General features: G+C 73.9%; 19 protein-coding genes and 1 pseudogene. 10 read left to right on the forward strand and 10 right to left on the reverse strand.

Features of this window, described 5'->3' with window-relative positions:
* Positions 1 to 3 precede the first annotated feature (3 nt).
* Positions 4 to 888 (reverse strand): enoyl-CoA hydratase/isomerase family protein, encoded by an 885-nt coding sequence (locus WQO_RS20525; RefSeq protein WP_010061014.1) that lies wholly within the window; start codon positions 886 to 888, stop codon positions 4 to 6.
* On the reverse strand, positions 879 to 3,107 hold the full coding sequence (locus WQO_RS20530; RefSeq protein ID WP_010061012.1) for an acetate--CoA ligase family protein: 2,229 nt from the start codon (positions 3,105 to 3,107) through the stop codon (positions 879 to 881). The genes WQO_RS20525 and WQO_RS20530 overlap by 10 nt, the downstream gene beginning before the upstream one ends.
* A 292-nt stretch (positions 3,108 to 3,399) precedes the next feature.
* On the opposite strand from WQO_RS20530, the gene WQO_RS20535 reads away from it, so the two are divergent.
* Positions 3,400 to 4,278 carry an NAD(P)H-binding protein gene (locus WQO_RS20535; RefSeq protein ID WP_179887311.1) on the forward strand — a complete coding sequence of 293 codons (879 nt, stop codon included), beginning with the start codon at positions 3,400 to 3,402 and terminating at the stop codon, positions 4,276 to 4,278.
* Positions 4,279 to 4,458: 180 nt separating this feature from the next.
* On the opposite strand, the gene WQO_RS20540 is transcribed toward WQO_RS20535, so the two are convergent.
* The 3 genes from WQO_RS20540 to WQO_RS20550 form a co-directional block, all read right to left on the reverse strand.
* Positions 4,459 to 5,424: an AraC family transcriptional regulator gene (locus WQO_RS20540; protein ID WP_010061010.1), complete on the reverse strand. Its 966-nt coding sequence runs from the start codon at positions 5,422 to 5,424 to the stop codon at positions 4,459 to 4,461.
* A gap of 78 nt (positions 5,425 to 5,502) precedes the next feature.
* Positions 5,503 to 5,850 (reverse strand): VOC family protein, encoded by a 348-nt coding sequence (locus tag WQO_RS20545; protein ID WP_010061009.1) that lies wholly within the window; start codon positions 5,848 to 5,850, stop codon positions 5,503 to 5,505.
* A gap of 108 nt (positions 5,851 to 5,958) precedes the next feature.
* A complete protein-coding gene (locus WQO_RS20550) occupies positions 5,959 to 7,155 on the reverse strand; it encodes a flavin-containing monooxygenase (protein ID WP_058954049.1) in 1,197 nt (398 codons plus the stop codon).
* Positions 7,156 to 7,304: 149 nt separating this feature from the next.
* On the opposite strand from WQO_RS20550, the pseudogene WQO_RS20555 reads away from it, so the two are divergent.
* The 3 genes and pseudogenes from WQO_RS20555 to WQO_RS20565 all read left to right on the forward strand — a co-directional run.
* Positions 7,305 to 7,628, forward strand: a pseudogene (locus WQO_RS20555) (iron chelate uptake ABC transporter family permease subunit); the annotation flags it as partial.
* Positions 7,629 to 7,707: 79 nt separating this feature from the next.
* Positions 7,708 to 8,160: a hypothetical protein gene (locus WQO_RS20560; protein ID WP_010061005.1), complete on the forward strand. Its 453-nt coding sequence runs from the start codon at positions 7,708 to 7,710 to the stop codon at positions 8,158 to 8,160.
* Complete coding sequence (locus tag WQO_RS20565; protein WP_010061003.1) at positions 8,157 to 8,591, forward strand: Zn-ribbon domain-containing OB-fold protein; 435 nt, start codon at positions 8,157 to 8,159, stop codon at positions 8,589 to 8,591. The genes WQO_RS20560 and WQO_RS20565 overlap by 4 nt, the downstream gene beginning before the upstream one ends.
* Positions 8,592 to 8,658: 67 nt before the next feature.
* Here WQO_RS20565 and pspAB read toward each other — a convergent pair whose 3' ends face one another.
* The 3 genes from pspAB to WQO_RS20580 all read right to left on the reverse strand — a co-directional run bounded on the left by pspAB (position 8,659) and on the right by WQO_RS20580 (position 10,970).
* The gene (gene pspAB, locus WQO_RS20570; protein WP_010061001.1) at positions 8,659 to 9,252 is read right to left on the reverse strand and encodes a PspA-associated protein PspAB; all 594 of its coding nucleotides are present in this window, start codon (positions 9,250 to 9,252) and stop codon (positions 8,659 to 8,661) included.
* A gap of 28 nt (positions 9,253 to 9,280) precedes the next feature.
* Positions 9,281 to 10,189, reverse strand: a complete 909-nt coding sequence (gene htpX, locus WQO_RS20575) for a zinc metalloprotease HtpX (RefSeq protein WP_010060999.1) — start codon at positions 10,187 to 10,189, stop codon at positions 9,281 to 9,283.
* Between the two features lie 79 nt (positions 10,190 to 10,268).
* The gene (locus tag WQO_RS20580; protein ID WP_010060998.1) at positions 10,269 to 10,970 is read right to left on the reverse strand and encodes a pyridoxine/pyridoxamine 5'-phosphate oxidase; all 702 of its coding nucleotides are present in this window, start codon (positions 10,968 to 10,970) and stop codon (positions 10,269 to 10,271) included.
* Positions 10,971 to 11,022: 52 nt separating this feature from the next.
* Between WQO_RS20580 and WQO_RS20585 the strand changes: the two genes are divergently transcribed.
* Together WQO_RS20585 and WQO_RS20590 are read left to right on the forward strand one after the other, a co-directional pair.
* Positions 11,023 to 11,301 carry a type II toxin-antitoxin system Phd/YefM family antitoxin gene (locus WQO_RS20585; RefSeq protein WP_010060997.1) on the forward strand — a complete coding sequence of 93 codons (279 nt, stop codon included), beginning with the start codon at positions 11,023 to 11,025 and terminating at the stop codon, positions 11,299 to 11,301.
* Positions 11,294 to 11,698, forward strand: a complete 405-nt coding sequence (locus WQO_RS20590; RefSeq protein WP_029182322.1) for a PIN domain-containing protein — start codon at positions 11,294 to 11,296, stop codon at positions 11,696 to 11,698. The genes WQO_RS20585 and WQO_RS20590 overlap by 8 nt, the downstream gene beginning before the upstream one ends.
* Positions 11,699 to 11,710: 12 nt before the next feature.
* Here the strand turns inward: WQO_RS20590 and WQO_RS20595 are convergent, their stop codons facing one another.
* On the reverse strand, positions 11,711 to 12,883 hold the full coding sequence (locus tag WQO_RS20595; RefSeq protein WP_029182321.1) for a thiolase C-terminal domain-containing protein: 1,173 nt from the start codon (positions 12,881 to 12,883) through the stop codon (positions 11,711 to 11,713).
* A 162-nt stretch (positions 12,884 to 13,045) separates the two neighbouring features.
* On the opposite strand from WQO_RS20595, the gene WQO_RS20600 reads away from it, so the two are divergent.
* Together WQO_RS20600 and WQO_RS20605 are read left to right on the forward strand one after the other, a co-directional pair.
* A complete protein-coding gene (locus tag WQO_RS20600; protein WP_010060994.1) occupies positions 13,046 to 14,251 on the forward strand; it encodes an acyl-CoA dehydrogenase family protein in 1,206 nt (401 codons plus the stop codon).
* Entirely contained in the window at positions 14,248 to 14,733 is a 486-nt protein-coding gene (locus WQO_RS20605; protein WP_010060992.1) for a nitroreductase/quinone reductase family protein, read from the forward strand. Before WQO_RS20600 ends, WQO_RS20605 begins: the two co-directional genes overlap by 4 nt.
* 110 nt (positions 14,734 to 14,843) lie before the next feature.
* Here the strand turns inward: WQO_RS20605 and WQO_RS20610 are convergent, their stop codons facing one another.
* Complete coding sequence (locus WQO_RS20610) at positions 14,844 to 15,491, reverse strand: TetR family transcriptional regulator (protein WP_010060990.1); 648 nt, start codon at positions 15,489 to 15,491, stop codon at positions 14,844 to 14,846.
* Between the two features lie 371 nt (positions 15,492 to 15,862).
* Between WQO_RS20610 and WQO_RS20615 the strand changes: the two genes are divergently transcribed.
* Positions 15,863 to 16,672 carry a VOC family protein gene (locus tag WQO_RS20615; protein ID WP_010060988.1) on the forward strand — a complete coding sequence of 270 codons (810 nt, stop codon included), beginning with the start codon at positions 15,863 to 15,865 and terminating at the stop codon, positions 16,670 to 16,672.
* Positions 16,673 to 16,882: 210 nt separating this feature from the next.
* Positions 16,883 to 19,306, forward strand: a complete 2,424-nt coding sequence (locus WQO_RS20620) for a protein serine/threonine kinase AfsK (RefSeq protein ID WP_010060985.1) — start codon at positions 16,883 to 16,885, stop codon at positions 19,304 to 19,306.
* The last annotated feature ends 7 nt before the right edge of the window (positions 19,307 to 19,313 follow it).

The following is a 19,313-nucleotide window of genomic DNA, read 5'->3' on the forward strand; positions in this document are numbered from 1 at the left end:
GCCTCAGCGGCCCTCGTACGTCGGCGGCCTGCGCTCGACGAAGGACGCCACGCCCTCGTTGGCGTCCCGCGTGGTCATGTTGATCTCCTGGGCCGCCGCCTCGGCCGCGAACGCCGTGGCCCGGTCGGTGTCCAGCGAGGCGTTCACCAGTTGCTTGGTGAGGGCGAGGGCCCGGGTGGGGCCCGTCGCCAGCCGGCCCGCCCACTCCTTGGCCAGGGCCTCCAACTCGCCCGCCGGGACCGTACGGTTGACCAGGCCCAGCCGCTCCGCGTCCGCCGCGGTGAGGGCGTCCCCGAAGAACATCAGCTCCTTGGCGCGCTGCGGGCCCACCAGCCGGGGCAGCAGATACGCGCCGCCGCCGTCCGGGACGAGTCCTCGGCGTACGAAGACCTCGATGAACTTCGCCGTGTCGGCCGCCAGGACCAGATCGCAGGCGAACGCCAGATGCGCGCCGATTCCGGCCGCCGTGCCGTTCACTGCGGCGATCACCGGCTTCTCACAGTCCAGGACGGCCGAGATCAACCGCTGCGCACCCATCCGGATCGTCCGTGCGACGTCCCCGGGGGCCCGTTCGCGGTCCGGGGCCGGGGTGCCCCGCAGATCGGCGCCCGCGCAGAAGCCCCGGCCGGTGGCGGTGAGCACCACGGCCCGTACGGCGGGGTCGGCGGAGGCCTCGGCCAGCAGGGCGCTGACCCGCTCCCGCTGGTCCCAGGTCACGGCGTTCATCGCCTCGGGCCGGTTGAGGGTGATCCACGAGACGCCGCCGTCGAGAGTGTGCAGGACGGTGGCCACTGCGGGGGTGGAGACCCCCGCCTGCGGTCCGGCGCCCGGTGCGCCCGTACGCGCGTGAGCGTCCGGCCCGGCACCCGCCTCCCCGCTCACCGGCACACCGCCAGCGCGTCCAGGGCCACCGCGCCCTGGCCGCGGCCCAGCACCACCAGCGGGTTGATGTCCAGCTCGGTCAGGTCGTCGCCCAGCTCCAGCGCCATGCGCTGGACCCGCAGCACCACTTCCACCAGGGCGTCCACATCGACCGGGGCCCCGCCGCGCACCCCCTCCAGCAGCGCCCGGCCGCGCAGTTCGCCGAGCATGTCCCGGGCGTCCCGCTCACCGAACGGCGGGACCCGGACCGCCGCGTCGTGCAGCACCTCCACCAGCACCCCGCCGAGCCCCACCGTGACCGTCGGGCCGAACAGGGCGTCGTGGGTGACCCCGACCATCATCTCGACGCCCCGGTCGATCATCTGGCAGACCAGGATGCCGTCCAGGTCCACCGATTCGTACCGGGCGATGTCGGTCAGCTCGCGGTAGGCGTCCCGGACCTGGCTGGCCGAGGTGAGGCCGACCTTCACCAGGCCCAGCTCCGTCTTGTGGGCGAGCCGGGGCCCGGACGCCTTCATCACCACCGGATAGCCGACCGGCCCGGCGGCCCGTACGGCACCGGCCGCGCTGGTCACCAGCTGCTCGCGCGGCACCCGGATCCCGTACGCCCGCAGGAGCTGCTTCGCCGCGTGCTCGCTGAGCTGCTGGCCCGGCCGCAGCAGGCCCTGCGCCTTGCGGAAGGACGGCGACGGGGTGCGCGGGGCGTCCTCGAAGGGGGAGCGGTAGCGGTCGGCGAAGCGGTGATGGTCCAGGTAGGCCTTCACGGCGGTGACGCAGTTGCGAGCCGTACGGAAGGTGGCGAGGCGCGAGGAGCCCAGCAGGGTCGTGCGGTAGGCGTCCTCGGTGCCGACGGGGGAGCCCCAGACGACGCAGACCAGCTTGTCGGTGGCCTCCGCCGCGTCCGCCAGGTCCTGGGCGAGCCGGTCGCTCATCGGCGGGAACGGGCCGGTGATCGGACAGATCAGCACGCCGACCGACGGGTCGGCGAGGATCGCGTCGATGATCTTCCGGCCGCGCCAGTCGCCGACCGGGTGGCCGCCGTTGTCGATCGGGTTGGCGACGTTGAGGTACTCCGGTATCCAGGTGTGCAGTTCGGCCTGCTTCTCCGCCGACAGGGCGGGCAGGGTGAGCCCCGCCGCCGTCGCCAGGTCCGCGAAGTGCGCGCCGGTGCCGCCGGAGATGGAGTACACGGCCACGCCCTCGGCCTTCGGCGGGCGGGCCCTGGCCAACAGGGCCGCGGTGTCCTGGAGTTCGTCGAGGCCGTCCACCCGGACCACCCCGAACTGCCGCATCGCCGCGTCGACCACCTGGTCCGCCCCGGTCAGCTTCCCGGTGTGCGAGGCGGCGGCCTCGGTCCCGGCCTCGGTGCGGCCCACCTTCACGGCGACGACCGGGACCTTCGCGCGGGCGGCCCGATCGGCGGCGAGCAGGAAGGAGCGGCCGTCCTTGAGCCCCTCGACGTAACAGGCGATCGCCCCGACCTCGGGGAGCTGGGCGAAGTACGCCAGGAAGTCGGCGGTCTCCAGATCGGCCTCGTTGCCCGTGGGGGCCCAGTGCGAGAGGCGGATGCCCAGCTCCTGGAGGGCGTGGACCGGGCGGCCCTGGTGGCCGGACTGGGTGATCAGGGCGATGGCGGGGCCCTCCAGGTCGTCCCGGAACCGCTCGAAGGCGTTGAGGTTGGTGTTCGGCCCGAGCAGCCGCAGCCCGGACCGCTCCACGGCCGCCGCCAGCCGGGCCTGGGCGGCCGCGCCCGCCTCCCCGGTCTCGGCGAACCCGGAGGCGAAGGCCACGGCGAAGGGCACCTTGGCCTCGCCCAGCTCCTCGATCACCGGCAGCGGGTCCGCGACCAGCAGCACCGCCAGGTCGACCGGCTCGGGCAGCTCGGCGACCGAGGGGACGCACGCCCGGCCGAACACGGCGGTCCGGGCCGGGTGCACGGGGTGCAGCCGGGCCCCGACCCGTTCGGCCCAGGCGATCAGCTGCCGGGTGATGCCGGTGTTGGGTCGGCCCTCGGCGTCCGAGGCCCCGACGACGGCCACCGAGCGGGGCCGGAAGAAGCGGTCCAGGTCGGGCACGGCCAGGTGCAGCGGACGCCCGCTGACGTCGAGGCCGCCCTGCCGTGTGGCGGTGGGCAGGCTGACGACGGCGGCGTGCGGCTCCTCGCCGCAGGCCACCACCCGGGCACGGAAGTCGGTGGTGAGGGTGCCGTGAGTCGATCCAAGCATCGTTCCGCCCACTCCTGCTCGATGGCCCCGCCGGGGAACGGGCGGAGCCGGCCGATTAACTGACGCTCTGTCAGGTTACTGAACTGACGCTGCGTCAGGAATGGGTGTGCAGGCAAAGGCTCGCACGGTCACGCAGGGCGAACCCGTGGTGCAGGGTCGTGGCGGTGGCCGCTGCCGCGGTGGTGGCGGCAGCGTCGGCGCCCGGCGCCGGGTCTTGGTGCCGGACGCTCGGACATCCCTCCCGGACGATGGGCCATGGGCGGGGACCGCCCCGGCGCGTGAGGCTGGTGCCATGACTCAGACAGACGCGACCGCAGCAGCGGCCTCCGTGCAGGGACCCGTACTCGTGACCGGCGGCACCGGCAAGACCGGCCGCCGGGTGGTGGCCCGCCTCCGTGAGCTGGGGGTGGAGACCCGGGCGGCCTCGCGGTCCGGGGAGACCCCGTTCGACTGGGCGGACCCCACCACCTGGCAGGCCGCCCTGGATGGCGTCACCGCCGTCTACATCACCCCGCTCGACGCCTCGCCCTCCCCGACCCCCGCCTTCGTCGAACAGGCCGTCGCGAGCGGGGTGCGGCGGCTGGTTCTGCTCTCGGCCCGGGGTACGGATGTGCCCGGCTACTTCGGCCCCGCCTACGTGGACGGCGGACCGCACGGCGAGGGGGAGCGGGCCGTCCGCGCCTCCGGGGTGACCTGGACGATCCTGCGGCCCGGCTGGTTCTCCCAGAACTTCAGCGAGGGCGTCTTCCTCGACGGCGTACGCGACGGGGAACTGGCCCTGCCCACCGGGGACGGGAGGGCCGCGTTCATCGACGCCGACGACATCGCGGACGTGGCGGTCGCCGCGCTCACCGAGGACGGCCACGCGGGCGAGGAGTACGGACTCTCGGGCCCGCGCGCGCTCGGTATCGCCGACGTCCTGGACGAGATCGCGAAGGAGACCGGGAAGCGCGCCGCGTACGTCCCCGTCGACGCCTCCGTCTTCCGGGCCGGGCTCATCGCCCAGGGCTTCCCGGAGGGGGAGGCCGACCTCTGGACCGACGCGCTGGACCCGATCACCACGAGCCGGGAGGCACCCGTCCTGGACGGCGTACGCCGGGCACTCGGCCGGGAGCCGCGCGACTTCGCCGACTTCGTCCGGGAGGCGGCGGCGCGGGGAGTCTGGGGCTGACGCCCGGGGCCGGGGCGGGGTGGGCTCCGTCCGGAAGGGGGCCCCTCCTCCCCGGGCGCCGGGGCCGGGCTCTCTCCAGAGGGACCCGGCCTCCGGGCCGGGTCCCCTCGGAAAGGGCCCCGGCCCGCCCCGCCCTCAGCCGTGGCCCATCCCCCCGGGCCCGGTGCCGCGCGACGGATGTCACCCCGCCGGCGCCGGTGCCGCCGCCTCCACCGGCCCGGACGCCAGGGCCTCCCGCCGGAACGCGCTCGGGCTCTCGCCGCGCACCCGCTTGAACGCCGCGCTGAACCCGAACGCGTCCGCGTAGCCGACCCGGCGGGCCACGGCCGCCACGGTCAGCTCGGGGTGGGTCAGCAGGTCGGCGGCCAGCGTCATCCGCCACTCGGTCAGATACGCCACGGGCCCGTCCCCGACGAGCTCGGTGAACCGCTTCGCCAGGGTCGTCCGCGACACCCCCGCCCGGCCCGCCAGCTCCGCCGTGGTCCAGGGGTGCGCCGGGTCCTCGTGCATCGCCCGCAGGGCCGGGCCCGCCACCTCGTCGCCGAGCGCCCCGTACCACCCCGGCGGATTCGCCTCGGGCCGGTCGAACCAGTCCCGCAGCGTGCACACCAGCATCCAGTCCAGCAGCCGGTCGAGCACGATCTGGTCGCCCGGCCGGCCCCGGCCGAGCTGGGCCTCCAGATAGTCGCGCAGCGGGGAGCAGTCCTCCTCGTCCGGCACCACGACGGCCGGGGGCAGCGCCCGCAGGAGCCGCTGGGGAAGCTGCTCCTGTACGTCGTAGGCGGCGGCCAGCAGCACGGTGGCGCAGTCGAACTCGGGGGCACCGCCCGACGCGGAGCCGGTGTCCCGGGTCTGGTCCCAGCGCACCTCCCGTACGCCGCGGGCCCGCCCCGGCCCCGTACCGTCCGCCGGGTCGTCGGTGAAGACGAACGGGGCCGGGCCCCGCACGACCGCGGCCTCGCCGGCCTCCACCCGCAGCGGCTCGCCGTCCTCCGGCACGATCCACCCCGCACCCCGCAGCGGCATGCACAGGGTCAGATACGCCCCGTCGGTGAACCGCAGGGACCAGGGTGCGCACAACACCGAACGGCCGAACACCGCGCCCCGGCCCCGCACGCCCCGCAACAGCTCGTCGAACACGTCCATGACGCCCAGCCTAGGCAGAGGCGGCCCCGTTCCGGAGGGGTGACCGTCAGCGGGGCCGGCGCCGGCCGGGCCCGGGGCTCAGCGGTGGCTCAGCACATTGACCACCCGGCCGTCGGGGTCCCGGACGAAGAACCTCCGTACGCCCCACTCCTCGTCCTGGAGCGGGTGGACGATCTCCGCGCCCCGGGCCCGTACGGCCGCGTACACCGCGTCCACGTCGTCCACCTCGACGCTCAGGTCGGGGACGACCGGGCCGGTCAGGTCGTGGGTCATGAAGCTGACCTGCTCCTGCGGGCCGGACGGCGAGGCGACGGTCGTGATCCAGCCGAGGTTCATGACCTCCTCGAAACCGAGCAGGCCGTAGAAGTCCCGGTTCTCCTCGACCGCCTCCGTCCGGAGGTTGGGTACGACACGGCGAACGGTCATCATCGACTCCTCGGAAGAAGGGCTGGATCGCTCATGGGGCCGACCTTAATCACCGGCACTGACAGCACATCACCGGCACGGACGGTCCGGCCCGCCCCAGCCCCCTCCTCAACGCGGCGACCGCGCCACCCTCTTCGCGATCTTCTCGGCGTCCAGGGCCATTTCGCGCAGCATCCCGCTGATCGGGTTGGTGAAGCCGGTGAAGTAGAGCCCGGGGGCGCCCTTCGGGGAGCGGCCGCCGTGGGTCACCGGGCGGCCCCGCCCGTCCAACACGTCCAGGTGGCCGAGCAGCGGCTCCAGGGCGCGGTGGTAGCCGGTGGCGGCGATGACGGTGTCCGGGGTGATCCGGGTGCCGTCGGCCAGGACCACCGTGTCCTGGTCGAAGGAGGCGACCGTCGCCACGGGGGTCACCCGGCCGGTCTTCACCGCGTCGATGAGGCCGACGTCCTGGACCGGGATCGCTCCCTCGCGGACCCGGGAGTAGAGGCCGGTGGCGGGGCGCGGGAGGCCCCGGTCGGTCAGGTCGGGCACGGCGATCTTCGCCATCACGCCTCCGGCGCGGTCGACGAGCCGTACCGGCAGGCGGCGGACGAGGATGCCCGTGGCCTGGGCCGGCCAGCCGGCGGTGGAGCGGCGGACGATGTGCGGGGCCGTACGGACCGCGATGCGCACGGCGGACGCCCCGCCCTCGGCCAGGTCCGCCGCGATCTCCGCGCCCGTGTTGCCGATGCCGACGACCAGGACGTCCTTGTCGGCGTACGGCGCCGGGTTCCGGTACGCCGCCGCGTGCAGCAGCTCGCCCGTGAACGTGTCGCGGCCCGGCCAGTCCGGTATGCGCGGGGTGTGGTTGAAGCCGGTCGCGACGACGACCGCGCGGCCCCGCAGGACCCGCCCGCCCGTCGCGGTGAGCTGCCAGTCGCCGGAGTCGTCGGGGGCCGGGTCGACCCGGGTCACCTCGACGCCCGTCACCACCTCCAGCTCATGGTGCTCGGTGTACTTCTCCAGGTACCGCACCACGTCGTCCCGGCCCACCCAACGCCCGAACTTCCGCGGCATCTTCAGCCCCGGCAGCGCCGACCAGCGGCGGGTGGTGTGCAGGTGCAGCCGGTCGTAGTGGCCGCGCCAGGACGCCCCGACCCGGTCCGACTTCTCCAGGACCACCGCCCGTACGCCCCGGGCGCGCAGAGCGGCCGCGGCGGCGAGGCCGCCGGGGCCGCCGCCGATGACGTACACGGGCCGGACCTCCGTACGGTCGGTGAGGGCGACGGCGTCGTGACGGGCTGCGGGGGACGGGCTGTTGGGCATGGTTCGGAGCGTAATCGTCCGCTCTGTTGATGGGTCTCGGTCAAGAGGGAAATCGATTGCGAATTGATCACGAGCGGTGCGGTGCGGTGACCGCGCGTGCCCGGGTGCCCCTTTGCGTGGATAAGGTAAGGCTAACCTTGTCTTGACTGGCGGCGGACGGCCTCGGCGTGGACGCGGGACGGACCCGGGTGCTCGTCCTCCTGGTCGCGGTCGGGCTGAGCGCGGTGGCGGTCTCGGTGGCCGGACCGATCGTGTTCGTCGCCCTCTGCGCACCCCAGCTGGCCCGCCGTCTCAGCCGGGGTGCGGGAACGGGGCTGCTGCCCGCCGCCGCGATGGGGGCGCTGCTGCTCTCCGCCTCCGATCTGGTCGCGATCTCGCTGCCGACGGCCGGACCGCTGCCGGTGGGCGTGGTCACCGGCGCGCTCGGCGGCGTCTATCTGGCATGGCTGCTGGGGCGCGGACGGCGGCGCTGAAGGCGGTGCAGACCTCTTGCGGGGACGGCCTCCGTCCGGTGAACTGACGTACCGTCAGAAAACTGCGAATGGAGGGCCGGTGCAGACGATCTGGCTCGGCGGAGCGGAATGGCTGGCCGTCCTGCGCATAGGCCTCGGCCTGTGGTGGCTGGAGAGCTGGCGCCACAAGGACAGGAAAGGCTGGTTCGAGCGCGGTACGGGGATCGCCTGGGCGGCGGACATTGCGGGCAAGCACCGCTGGGGGGCGGTCCGCACGGGTTTCCGGCGGGTCGTCGAACCCCGCCCGAAGCTGATCGCATACGTCGTCGTCTACGCCGAACTGGCCCTGGGGCTGGGGCTGGTGACCGGCTTCCTCGCCCCGGTCGCGCTGGCGGCGGGCCTCCTGCTCAACCTCCTCTACCTGACCCTGATGATCCACGACTGGGCCGAGCAGGGGCAGAACGCGATGATGGCGCTGATCTCGTTCGTGGCCCTGTTCGCGATGGCCTGGCAGACCTGGTCGCTGGACGCGGCGCTGGGGCTGTTCCTGTGAGCGCCGAACGTGCGGCCGCGGCCCCGCGCTTCGACCTCCCGGAGCCGGACGCCTTCACTGGCCCGTACTGGGACGCGGCCGCGGAGGGGAAGTTGCTGATACGCCGCTGCGCCGGATGCGGCCGGGCGCACCACTACCCGCGCGAGTTCTGCCCGTACTGCTGGAGCGAGGACGTGGGCTGGGAGCCGGCGAGCGGGGAGGCGACGCTCTACACCTGGTCCGTCGTCCACCGCAACGACCTGCCGCCCTTCGGCTCCCGCGTCCCGTACGTCGCGGCCGTCGTCGACCTCGCCGAGGGGCCCCGGATGATGACGGAGATCGTGGAGTGCGCGCACGAGGCCCTGCTCGTCGGGATGCGGCTGACCGTCACGTTCCGGGAGGCGGGGGAGCGCGGCGGGGAGGCCGTGGCGGTGTTCCGGCCCGCAGGCTGAGGCCCCCGGGGGTCGCTCCCCGGCCGCCTGGACCACGTTCCTGAGCCACGCGGTCGCCAACGGCTGATCACAGCCCCGGCGCGCCCCACACCGGGAACCACCGGGACAGATCCTTCTCCACCCGGAGGTCGTCGCCGAGGGCGCCCCGGACCTGGAGTTCCAACTGGTTGTCCCGCTTCTCGGCGTCCCCGGGGAGCGGGGCGAACGGGTAGAACGTGCCGCGCTTGTAGAGGTAGACCAGCGCCAGCGGCCGGCCGTCGGCGCCCTCCGCGTCCCGGAAGCCGATCAGCGAGCAGAGCAGGTGCGGGCCGAAACCGCCGTCCTGGAGCATCGCGTTGACCGCGTGCAGGTCGTTGACCAGGCCCGCCGTGTCGTCGGCCGGGTGGGAGGCCAGCAGCCAGGTGTAGCCGTACGCGTCCCGGCTGAACTCCACCGGGATGCCGCCGCGTTCCGTGTCCGCGTCCAGCAACTCCCGTACGTCCTCCTGGAGCCGGGCGAAGCCGCCGCCCTCCACCCCGGCGAAGCAGACCGAGCCCCGGCCGGTCGGGGTGAAGCCGGTGGCGGCCTGGAGGGTGAGGGCGGCGGAGGGGACGGCGAAGAGCTGGTCGAGGTCGGGGCGGACCGGTTTGCTCCGGCCGAGGATCGCGTCGAGCAGGCCCACGGGCGTAACTCCTTCAACGCTCGATGGTTCAGCGGGACAGGTCGGTGGAGATCCGGGACAGCTGGTCCAGGCGCTGTTCCAGGGTCGGGTGCGAGGAGAACAGCCGGCCCATGCTCTCCTTCGCGGAGAACGCGGGCATGAAGTAGAACGCGTTGTACGGCTCCGCCTTCCGCAGGTCCTCCGTCGGGATGCGGGCCATCTGCCCGCTGACCTTCGTCAGGGCGGAGGCGAGCGCGGAAGGGCGTCCGGTGAGCAGGGCGGCGGCCCGGTCGGCGGAGAGTTCGCGGTAGCGGGAGAGCAGCCGGGTCAGCAGGAAGCTGATCGCGTACACGACGGCGCTGATCAGCGGGATGAGCAGCAGCAGGATGCCCGCCGGGTCGTTGCCGGGGCGGCTGCGCGCGAAGCCGCCCCACAGGGCGATCCGGGTGATGACGCCCGCCAGGACGCCGAGGAACGAGGCGATGGTCATGACGGCCACGTCCCGGTGCGCGACATGCGACATCTCGTGGGCGAGGACCCCTTCCAGCTCCTCCGGCTCCAGGCGGCGCAGCAGGCCCGTCGTCGCGCAGACCAGGGCCGTCTTCTCGCTGCGGCCGGTGGCGAACGCATTGGGTACGTCGCTCTCGGCGATCGCCACCTTCGGCTTCGGCATGTCCGCCAGCGCGCAGATGCGGTCGATGGTGCCGTGCAGCTCGGGGGCCTGTTCGGGGGTGACCTCGCGGGCGCCCATGCCGTACGCGGCGATGCGGTCGCTGAACCAGAACTGGGCGATGAACAGGCCGCCCGTGATGATCAGGATGATCGGCCAGGAGCCCCGCAGGGCCGCGAGGAGCACGCCCACGAAGACGACGTAGAGCAGACCGATCAGGAACATGGTGGTGACCATGCGGCCGGTCAGACCCCGGTCGGGGGCGTAGCGCGAACGGGCCCGTGGCATCGATGCCTCCCAACAGCTCAGCTGTCTCCCATAGTGCCCCTTAACGGTGAGAACCGGATAAACGTGCTGTGTGCACCGGTCAGGGCCAGAGCAGCTCCCGCGTCCAGCAGCCGCCGGTGCCCCTCTCCGTACGGCGGTAGCGCAGCCGGACGTGGCGGCGCCGGGCATCGCCCTGGAAGAACTCGACCTCGGCCGGCTCGACCACGTACCGGGTCCAGGTCGGGGCCTCCGCCTCCGGCTCCGCCACCGCCCGGTCCCAGGCCACGTCCGCCGTCCGGTGCAGCTCAGCCACCGAGCCGACGACCGCGCTCTGCGCCCCGGTCAGCGCGGCGGCGAGCGCTCCGGTGGACCGGGCGTGCAGGTCGGCGTGGCTCTCGGCCGGGGTGCAGCGGACGACGGGGCCCCGGACCCGTACCTGACGGCCCTGCGCGGGCCAGTAGAAGCCGAGCGCGGCGTGCGGACGGGCGGCGAGCTGGTGGCCCTTGGCGCTGGTGGCGTGGGAGGCGAAGTGCCAGCCCCGCTCGTCGGCGTCGTGCAGGAGCAGCGTGCGGACGTCGGGGAGCCCCTCGGTGTCGGCCGTGGCCAGCGCCATCGCGTGCGGCTCGGGCTGCCCCGCTGCCACGGCCTCGGCGAACCAGGTGTGGAAGAGGGCGAGAGGCGCGGGCGGGGCCGTCTCCGGATCGAAGGCGGGCAGCTCCGTGTCCCAGACCCGCTGGGCGTGCAGGAGGTCGCGGAAGGAGTGCTGGGAGGTGTCGTCGGTCATGGGGTCATTGGACCGCATGGGGCGGTTCTCCGATGTAGCACCACGGGACACGGCGCGCTACCGTGGGCTCATGAAGACCATCACGCAGCGGGAGTTCCGGAACAACTCCGCCGAGGTCATGGACGCGGTGGAGGGCGGGGAGACCTTCCACATCACCCGCAACGGCATAGCGGTCGCCGAACTGCGTCCGCTGAGTCGCAAGAGGCAGCTCGGCGCCGAGGAGCTCGTGGCCCGGCACCGGCGGCTGCCCCGGGTCGACAGCGACCTGCTGCGCCGCGAGGCGGACGAGTTCTTCGGCACGGAGGACCGGGTCGGCGACGACGACGTGTGGGGGCGCAACGGTGGCTGAGCGGCACCGCACGGGAGTGCTCGACACCTGTACGTACATCGACCTCGACCTGCTGGAGCCGGAGCGGCTGCCCATGGTGCCCGCCCTCACGGCGATCTCCCTGGCCGAACTCCAGCAAGGCGTGGCCATGGCGAAGGACCCGCTGGTCCGGGCGGCCCGGACGGAGAAGCTGGGCGCGGCCGTCGCGGACTTCGAGCCGCTGCCGTTCGACGGGGACGCCGCCGCGCGGTACGGGACCCTTGTCGCCCTCGTCCTCGCGGCCCGGCGCGATCCCCGGCCGCGCCGCATGGACCTGATGATCGCGTCCATCGCGTCGGTCCGGGGCCTGCCGCTCTTCACCCGCAACGCCGACGACTTCAAGGGCCTGGAGAGCGTCGTCACCGTCGTGGGGCTCTGAGGCCGGGGCACCTCACCCCCGCCCCAGCACCACCGTCCCCGACGAGCAGAACCAGCCGCCCGTCCCCGACGCCACCGCCAGCTCCGGCAGTCCGCCCCCGGCCCTCAGTACCTGCCGGAGTCCCGCCTCGCCGCGCAGCTGCCGTACCGCCTCCACCAGCAGGAACAGCCCGCGCATCCCGGGGTGGCAGGCGGACAGGCCGCCGCCGTCCGTGTTCACCGGGAGCTCGCCGCGCAGACCGGTGCGGCCCTTCTCGACGAAGGCGCCGCCCTCGCCCTTCGCGCAGAAACCCAGGTCCTCCAGCGTCACCAGCGTCATGTACGTGAACGCGTCGTAGATCTCGGCCAGGTCGATGTCGGCCGGGCGCACCCCGGCCCGTTCGAAGGCGAGCCGGCCGGAGACGGCGGCGGGGGAGACCGTGAAGTCCTCCCACTCGGACATCGTGGCGTGCGAGGTGTGCTCCCCGGCGCCGAGGATCCAGACGGGGGTTCTCGCCGTGTCCGGTACGTACTCCTCGGCGGCCAGCAGCACCGCGCAGCCCCCGTCGCTGCGGATGCAGCAGTGCAGCTTGGTGAACGGGTCCGCGATCATGGGGCCGGAGAGGACGTCCTCGACCGTGATCGGCTCCCGGAACATCGCCTCCGGGTTCGCCGCCGCGTTCGCCCGCGCCGTCACCGCCACCTCGGCGAGCTGCTCCAGGGTCGTGCCGTACTCGTGCATGTGACGGCGGGCGGCCATCGCGTACTTGGCGATCAGGCTGTGCCCGTACGGCGCCTCGAACTGCGCCGGTCCCCGCGCCCCGAACGACAGGTTCGACGTGCGGCGGCCCGCCCTGATGTCGGCCCGGGCCGTCGACCCGTAGACGAGGAGCACGGCCCGGGCCCGGCCCGCGGCGATGGCGTCCGCCGCGTGGGCGGCCATCACCTCCCAGGTGGCGCCGCCCACCGCCGTCGAGTCGACCCAGGTCGGCCGCAGCCCCAGATACTCGGCGACCTCCACCGGGGCCAGGGCCCCGAGCCCCGCCGAGGCGAAGCCGTCGACGACCGAGCGGTCGAGGCCGGAGTCGGCGAGGGCACGGCGGGCGGCCTGGGCGTGCAGGGCGTACGGCGTGGCGTCGTCGACGCGGCCGCAGTCCGCGAGCGCCACGCCGACGACGGCGGCCTTGCGAGGGCGGGAGGCAGACATGGATCTGACGGTACATCAGATGGGAGGCGCCGCAACCAGTCGTGCGCGACACCTTCCTCGCCCCACGCGTCTGCGCGACTCTGGGAATTAACGTCCCCCACACCTAACATGACGGCTCGTCAGATCAGGGGTCGCCGACCCCTGGGCGGAAGGAGCCCGCAGATGGACGCCGCCTTCACCGCGGAACAGCACGAGATCCGCCGCACCCTGCGCGACCTGCTCGCCCGGCACACCGGACCCGGCGCGATCCCCGCCGCCGTGCGCACCGCCCAGGGCTACGACCCGGCCCTGTGGCGCCGGCTCGCCGGGGATCTCGGGCTGCCGGGCCTCGCGCTCGCGGAGGAGTACGGCGGGGCCGGCTGCACGGCCACCGAGCTGGCCCTCGCCTGCGAGGAGACCGGGCGGGCGCTGCTGCCCTCACCGCTCCTCGCCACCGCCGCCCTCGCCGCACCCCTGATCGCCGCCCTCGGCACCCCGGACCAGCGGGCCGCCCTCCTGCCCCGGATCGCCGACGGGACCCTGACCGCCGCCCTCGCCCTCCCCGGCGGCTCGCTCGCCGCCGCCCTCGGCCTCACCGGCGACAACCTCGACGGAACCTGGGCGGGCGGCGGCCGGGCCGGCGGCATCCAGGCCCTCGGGGAGGCGGGCGGGCGGCGGCTCTACGGGGAGGCCGACCGGGTCCTGGACGGGCACAGCGCCGGGCTGCTCCTGGTCGCCGCCCACGCCGGGGGCTACCCGCGCAGCCGTACGCAGCTGTTCCTGGTCCCCGGCGATGCGCCCGGCCTCGTCCGCACCCGGCTCACCGCCCTCGACGAGACCCGCCCCCTGGCCCGCGTCGAACTGCGCGACACCCCCGCCGAGCCGCTCGGCGCGGACGACACCGCCGACGCGGCCGCCGCCCTCGCCGACGCCGGGCGCACGGCCGCCGCGATCCTCGCCGCCGAGGCGGTCGGGACGGCGGCGAGCGCTCTGGAGCGCACCGTGGAGTACGTGAAGACGCGCGAACAGTTCGGCAGGGCCGTCGGCTCCTTCCAGGCCGTCAAGCACCGCCTCGCCGACCTGTACGTACGGGTCGAGGCGGCCCGCTCCGCCGCGTACCACGCCGCCCGGGACCCGGAGGCCGGGCCGCTCGCGCTCGCCCAGGCCCTGGAGGCGGCCAGGATCACCACCGGTGAGGCCGTCCAGCTGCACGGCGGCATCGGCTTCACCTGGGAGCACGAGGCGCACCGCTACCTCAAACGGGCGGCGGGCGACGAGCTGCTCTTCGGCCCGGTCCACCGGCTGCGCGACCACGCGGCGCGGCGGGCCGGGCTCTTCGGCCCCGCCGCCACCGCTTCCGGGGTCCTGTACGGGGCGGGCGTCCGGTGACCGGCGCCCGGGGCGTGCGGCTGGTCCAGCGGGTCTCCTCGACCCGAGCCTTCGCCCTGATCGCCCCACGTGTGGTTCCCGTGCTGGACCGGGCCGTGCACCGGCTCACTCGGGGCAGGGTGCTGCTGAGCGCCCGGATGCTGCCGGGGCTCGTCCTCACGGTGCCGGGGGCGCGCACGGGCCGGCCGAGGACCACGCCGCTGGCCTGTATGCCCGAGGGGGAGGTGGAGGGCGCCTGGATCCTGGTCGGCAGCAACTTCGGCCGTCCGGGTCACCCGGCCTGGACCGCGAACCTGCTGGCCCGCGGGGGCGAGGCCGTCGTCAACTGGCGCGGCCGGGACATCCCCGTCCGCGCGACCCTGCTGGAGGGCGAGGAGCGGGCCCGGGTGTGGGAGGCCGCGCTCGCGTTCTGGCCGCCGTACGCGGCGTACCAGCGGCGGGTGGAGCGGCAGATCCGGCTGTTCCGGCTGGAGCGGCGGTAGCCGGACAGCGGCGACCGTGGACATCGTCCGGGGACGCCGACGGCGGACCACCCGCAGGGGTGCGTGGGGGTGGTCCGCCGTCGGTGAGACAGGACGTGGCGGGGGTCGGCCTACTTCGTCGGCTTCTTGCCGGTGATGCCGAGGTGCACCAACAGCGCCAGGTTCGGGCGCAGTTCGGCCTGCCTCACGCCCCAGGTGGTGAAGCCCTTCTGGTGCGAGGCGACCGCGGCCAGCATCGCCACCAGGGAGCCCGCCATCGCCGCCGGGCTGACGTCCTTGTCGACCTTGCCCTTGCTCTGGAGCTCCTTCACCGAATCCGTGAGGGAGTTGGTGACCGAGTTCAGGATCTTCATACGGATCTTGTAGAACCGTTTGTCCCCCTCGGCCGCGCCGAGGTCGATCACGCGCAGGATCGCGTCGTTGTGCCGCCAGAAGTCGAGGAATCCCTCGACGAGTTGCTCCGAGGTGGTCCAGCCGGCCTTGCCGACCCAGGAGCGTCCGGCGACCAGTTCGGTCAGTCCGGCGCCCTCCTTGGCGACTTCTTCGGCGATTTCGAGGACGGCGCCCTCCACATCGGGGAAGTACTGGTAGAAAGTCGCGGGTGAAGTCCCGGCCTTCCGGGCGACGTCGATGACTTTGACGTCCCGGTACGGCGAGGAGCTGAGCATCTCGCTGAGGCAGTCGAGCAGCTTCTGCCGCGTCGCCTGACCGCGTCGACCGGCCACGCGGCCGTCGACGGTGCGTACTTGTCCTGTCATGCCGTCAGCTTACCGAGGGGTGATGGGAGCGCGATTCGGCCGACTGCAAATGGGGAACGGCGCAGGATCGGCGGGGTGCGCGGGGGCGGGGAGCGGCGGTTTTCGGCCGCCGCCCGCGAGGGCTGCGGAGCTGGGGATGTTACGTACGGTAAATGTTATCAACAGCCTGTGGATAACTTCGGTGGACAACTTTCGTCCACATGCTGAGCGACCCCTTCACCAACCGGGCAAATGTTCTCTATAGGTGCATCCGCCAGGCGTTCGCCGTGCGTCGGGGCGCGCGGGGCCGGGGGCGACGTTACGTTGACTGTGACGGGCGTCACGATGCCGGCGCCGCTGGTGGCGTCACTGCTACGGAAGGACCCGGTCCCATGGCCGCATTCGCGCATTCCGCGCCGTGCTGGGCGGACGTGCAGCTCTCCGACCTCGAAGCGGGCAAGCGCTTCTACGGCGGGCTCTTCGGCTGGACCTTCCGGGCGGGCGACGGCATGCCGTTCGCCGACGCGTTCAGCGACGGCCGCCTGGTCGCCGCGCTCGCCGCCAAGAAGGACGGCCGGATGCCCACGGCCTGGGGCGTCTACTTCTCCACCGACGACATCCGGGCCACGGTCGCCTCGATCCGCGAGCACGGCGGCCAGATCATCACCGACCCCGTACGGGCGGGGGCCGCCGGGATCGTGGCGGAGGCGGCCGACCCCGGGGGCGCGGTCTTCGGGCTCTGGCAGCCGGAGGAGCGCGCGGGCTTCGAGAAGCAGAACGACCCCGGTTCCTTCTGCTGGACCGAGGTCTACACCCGGCAGCCGGACCGGGTGGATCCCTTCTACGAGAAGGTCTTCGGCTTCCACGGCACCGACCTGGACGAGGCGGGCCACGACGTCTCCGACGACGCCGAAGCGCTGGTCGACTTCCGCATGTGGTCCCCCGAGGGCGTCGAACCGGGCCCGGACACCGCCGTCGGCGGCCGCAGCGTCATCACGGACGCCTTCCCGGCCGAGATGCCGAGCTACTTCCTCATCTACTTCGCCGTCGCCGACTGCGACGCCGCCGCCGAGCTCGCCGTACAGCTCGGCGGCCGGGTCGCCCAGCCGCCCTTCGACATCCCCTACGGCAGGATGGCCGTGCTCCACGACGACCAGGGGGCCGCCTTCGCCGTACTGCAGCCCGGCGAACTGCTTCCCTGACCGGTCGGGGCGAACCGGTGTGGACGGAGTCGGGGTGAACCGGGTGTGGACGGATACGGGATGAAGTGACATGGGACACCCCGATCCGCCCCCGGGTTCGCAACCGGGGCCCGAGCCAGGAAGAATCGGCGGTGCGCGCAGGGCGGGATTCGACCGGGCGGTAATTCGCGGACTTCGTCGCCGAGGTCCGTACGGGGAGGTGGCAGGCACGTGGTGGAGCAGCTGACGCAGCACGACCCGAGACGGATCGGCCCGTTCGAGGTGCTGGGACGGCTCGGGGCCGGCGGCATGGGGCTGGTCTATCTCGCCCGCTCGGCGTCCGGCCGGCGGGTGGCGATCAAGACGGTGCGGACCGAGCTCGCCGAGGACCAGCTCTTCCGCGTCCGCTTCACGCGCGAGGTCGAGGCCGCCCGTGCCGTCAGCGGGTTCTACACCGCCGCCGTGGTCGACGCCGACCCGCGCGCCGCGGTGCCCTGGCTCGCCACCGCCTATGTGCCCGCGCCCTCGCTCGAAGAGATAGTGAACGAGTGCGGCCCCATGCCGACGCAGGCCGTGCGCTGGCTGGCCGCCGGTATCGCCGAGGCCCTCCAGTCCATCCACGGCGCGGGTCTCGTCCACCGCGACATGAAGCCGTCCAACGTCCTCGTCGTCGAGGACGGCCCGCGGGTGATCGACTTCGGTATCGCGTCCGGCGTCTCCAACACCCGCCTGACCATGACGAACGTCGCCGTCGGCACGCCCGCGTACATGTCGCCCGAACAGGCCCGGGACTCCCGCAGCGTCACCGGGGCCAGCGACATCTTCTCGCTCGGCTCCACCCTCGTCTTCGCCGCCACCGGGCACGCCCCCTTCCACGGGGCCAACCCGGTCGAGACGGTGTTCATGCTGCTGCGCGAGGGCCCCGACCTGGAAGGGCTGCCGGACGACCTGCGGCCGCTGATCGAGTCCTGCATGCAGATGGACGCCACCCAGCGGCCCAGCCCCGCCGACCTCCAGGCCCAGCTCGCCCCGCACCTCTTCGCCTCCGGCGGCGACGACAGCGGTACGGCGTCGGCCTGGCTGCCCTCCCGTGCCACCGCGATGATCGAGGCCCGCAGGGGCGGCGGGCGGACCGCGCCGCCCGCGGCTCCGGTGTCGCCCCCGCCGCCCCCTCGGCAGCCCCCCAGGGCCCCGGAGCGGGACACCGCCTGGCGCAGCGGGGCCGACCTGCGCTCGCCCTCCCCGCTGGCCTCGCCCTCGCCGATGTCCGGCGGGCCTGCCCCTTCGGCGGGACCGTCCGCGGCTCCCGACAGCGGGCCCGTCCGGCTGCCCGGCGCGAAGGTGCCGATCGGCCCCGGACCGCGTGCCGGGGACGGGCGCGGCGCTGCCGCCGCGCACCCGGCCCCCGCGACCGGCTGGGTCCGCCCGCCCGCCGGGGTGAACGGTTCACCGGCCGCGGCCCCCACGGCCGCCGTCCCGCCCCCGGGCCCCGCCCCGGACGCGGCGGCCCCCGCCCCCGACCGCTGGCGGCCCTGGCGCTTCCGCATGTCCAACGACGTGTGGGGCACGCCCGTCGTCTCCGGCGATCTGCTGTACGTGACGTCCTTCGAGGTCCACGCGCTGGACGTGGGCAACGGCCGACGCCAGTTCAAGACCCGCGACGTGGCCTGGGCGATGGCCGTCGAGGGCGGCAGGATCCACGCCTCGGACGGCCCCTCGCTGTACGCGCTCGACGCCACGACCGGCGCCGAGCAGTGGCGTCTGTCGACCGACGCCTGGGTGTACGCGCTCAAGGCCGACCGGGGCACGGTGCTGACCGCGACCCGGGGCGGCGGTGTCCAGGGCTGGGAGGCGTCCAGCGGCGAGAAGCTGTGGGAAGTCACCGGCGCGCAGAGCGACTTCGAGACGGCGGAGGCCGGGCCGGTCATCCACGACGGCACGGTGTACGTCTGGCAGGACGCCCGGCTGCGCGCGCTGGACGCCCGTACGGGCCTGGAGCGCTGGTCGTACCCGATCGGCGACGCGGCCTCCTGCGGCGGCGTCCCGGTCCGGGTCACCCCGGCCACCGACGGCTACGTCTACGTCGCGGCGGGCACCCGGGTGCTGGCGGTGGAGACCGGCTCCGGCCGGGTGCGCTGGCACTTCGAGGCCCCGGCGGTCTTCCTCTCCCCGCCCGCGTTCGCGCCGGGCCCGGCGGTGACCGGCGGCGGGGTGTACCTCGCGGACTACCTCGGCACGGTGTACGCGCTGGACGCGACGACCGGCAAGGACCGCTGGCGGATCGCCACGGAGGCCCGGTCCTCGATCGAACCGGTGCTGGTCGCGGTGGGCAACGTGCACGTCGGCAGCGGCAGCGCGCTGTACACCCTGGACGCGGTCACCGGCACCCCGAAGTGGCGCTTCGCGGCGGGCGGCGACGTGGTGGGCGCGCCGGTGGTGGCGGACGGCCGGGTCCACTTCGGCTCGGCGGACCACGTGCTGTACACCCTGGACGCGGCGGGCGGCCAGCTCCGCTGGAAGCTGGCGACGGGCGGCGAGATCACGGGCTCGCCCGTGGCGCAGGGGGGCGTGGTGTACGCCTGCAGCAAGGACCGCTGCGTGTACGCGCTGGACGCGCTGAAGGGCACGGGCACGGGGAACCGGGCGCGGACCTGAGCCACCT

This window comes from Streptomyces globisporus C-1027, assembly GCF_000261345.2.
Lineage (GTDB): Bacteria > Actinomycetota > Actinomycetes > Streptomycetales > Streptomycetaceae > Streptomyces > Streptomyces pakalii.

What these genes read in the sequence shown, in the direction of transcription:
- WQO_RS20580 (WP_010060998.1), bottom strand. Translation starts at nt 10,970, where the DNA reads ATGCGGTCCAATGACCCCATGACCGACGACACCTCCCAGCACTCCTTC.
- WQO_RS20610 (WP_010060990.1), bottom strand. Translation starts at nt 15,491, where the DNA reads ATGACAGGACAAGTACGCACCGTCGACGGCCGCGTGGCCGGTCGACGC.
- WQO_RS20535 (WP_179887311.1), top strand. Translation starts at nt 3,400, where the DNA reads ATGACTCAGACAGACGCGACCGCAGCAGCGGCCTCCGTGCAGGGACCC.
- WQO_RS20615 (WP_010060988.1), top strand. Translation starts at nt 15,863, where the DNA reads ATGGCCGCATTCGCGCATTCCGCGCCGTGCTGGGCGGACGTGCAGCTC.
- WQO_RS20530 (WP_010061012.1), bottom strand. Translation starts at nt 3,107, where the DNA reads ATGCTTGGATCGACTCACGGCACCCTCACCACCGACTTCCGTGCCCGG.
- WQO_RS20540 (WP_010061010.1), bottom strand. Translation starts at nt 5,424, where the DNA reads ATGGACGTGTTCGACGAGCTGTTGCGGGGCGTGCGGGGCCGGGGCGCG.
- WQO_RS20545 (WP_010061009.1), bottom strand. Translation starts at nt 5,850, where the DNA reads ATGACCGTTCGCCGTGTCGTACCCAACCTCCGGACGGAGGCGGTCGAG.
- WQO_RS20595 (WP_029182321.1), bottom strand. Translation starts at nt 12,883, where the DNA reads ATGTCTGCCTCCCGCCCTCGCAAGGCCGCCGTCGTCGGCGTGGCGCTC.
- WQO_RS20550 (WP_058954049.1), bottom strand. Translation starts at nt 7,155, where the DNA reads ATGCCCAACAGCCCGTCCCCCGCAGCCCGTCACGACGCCGTCGCCCTC.
- WQO_RS20585 (WP_010060997.1), top strand. Translation starts at nt 11,023, where the DNA reads ATGAAGACCATCACGCAGCGGGAGTTCCGGAACAACTCCGCCGAGGTC.
- htpX (WP_010060999.1), bottom strand. Translation starts at nt 10,189, where the DNA reads ATGCCACGGGCCCGTTCGCGCTACGCCCCCGACCGGGGTCTGACCGGC.
- WQO_RS20600 (WP_010060994.1), top strand. Translation starts at nt 13,046, where the DNA reads ATGGACGCCGCCTTCACCGCGGAACAGCACGAGATCCGCCGCACCCTG.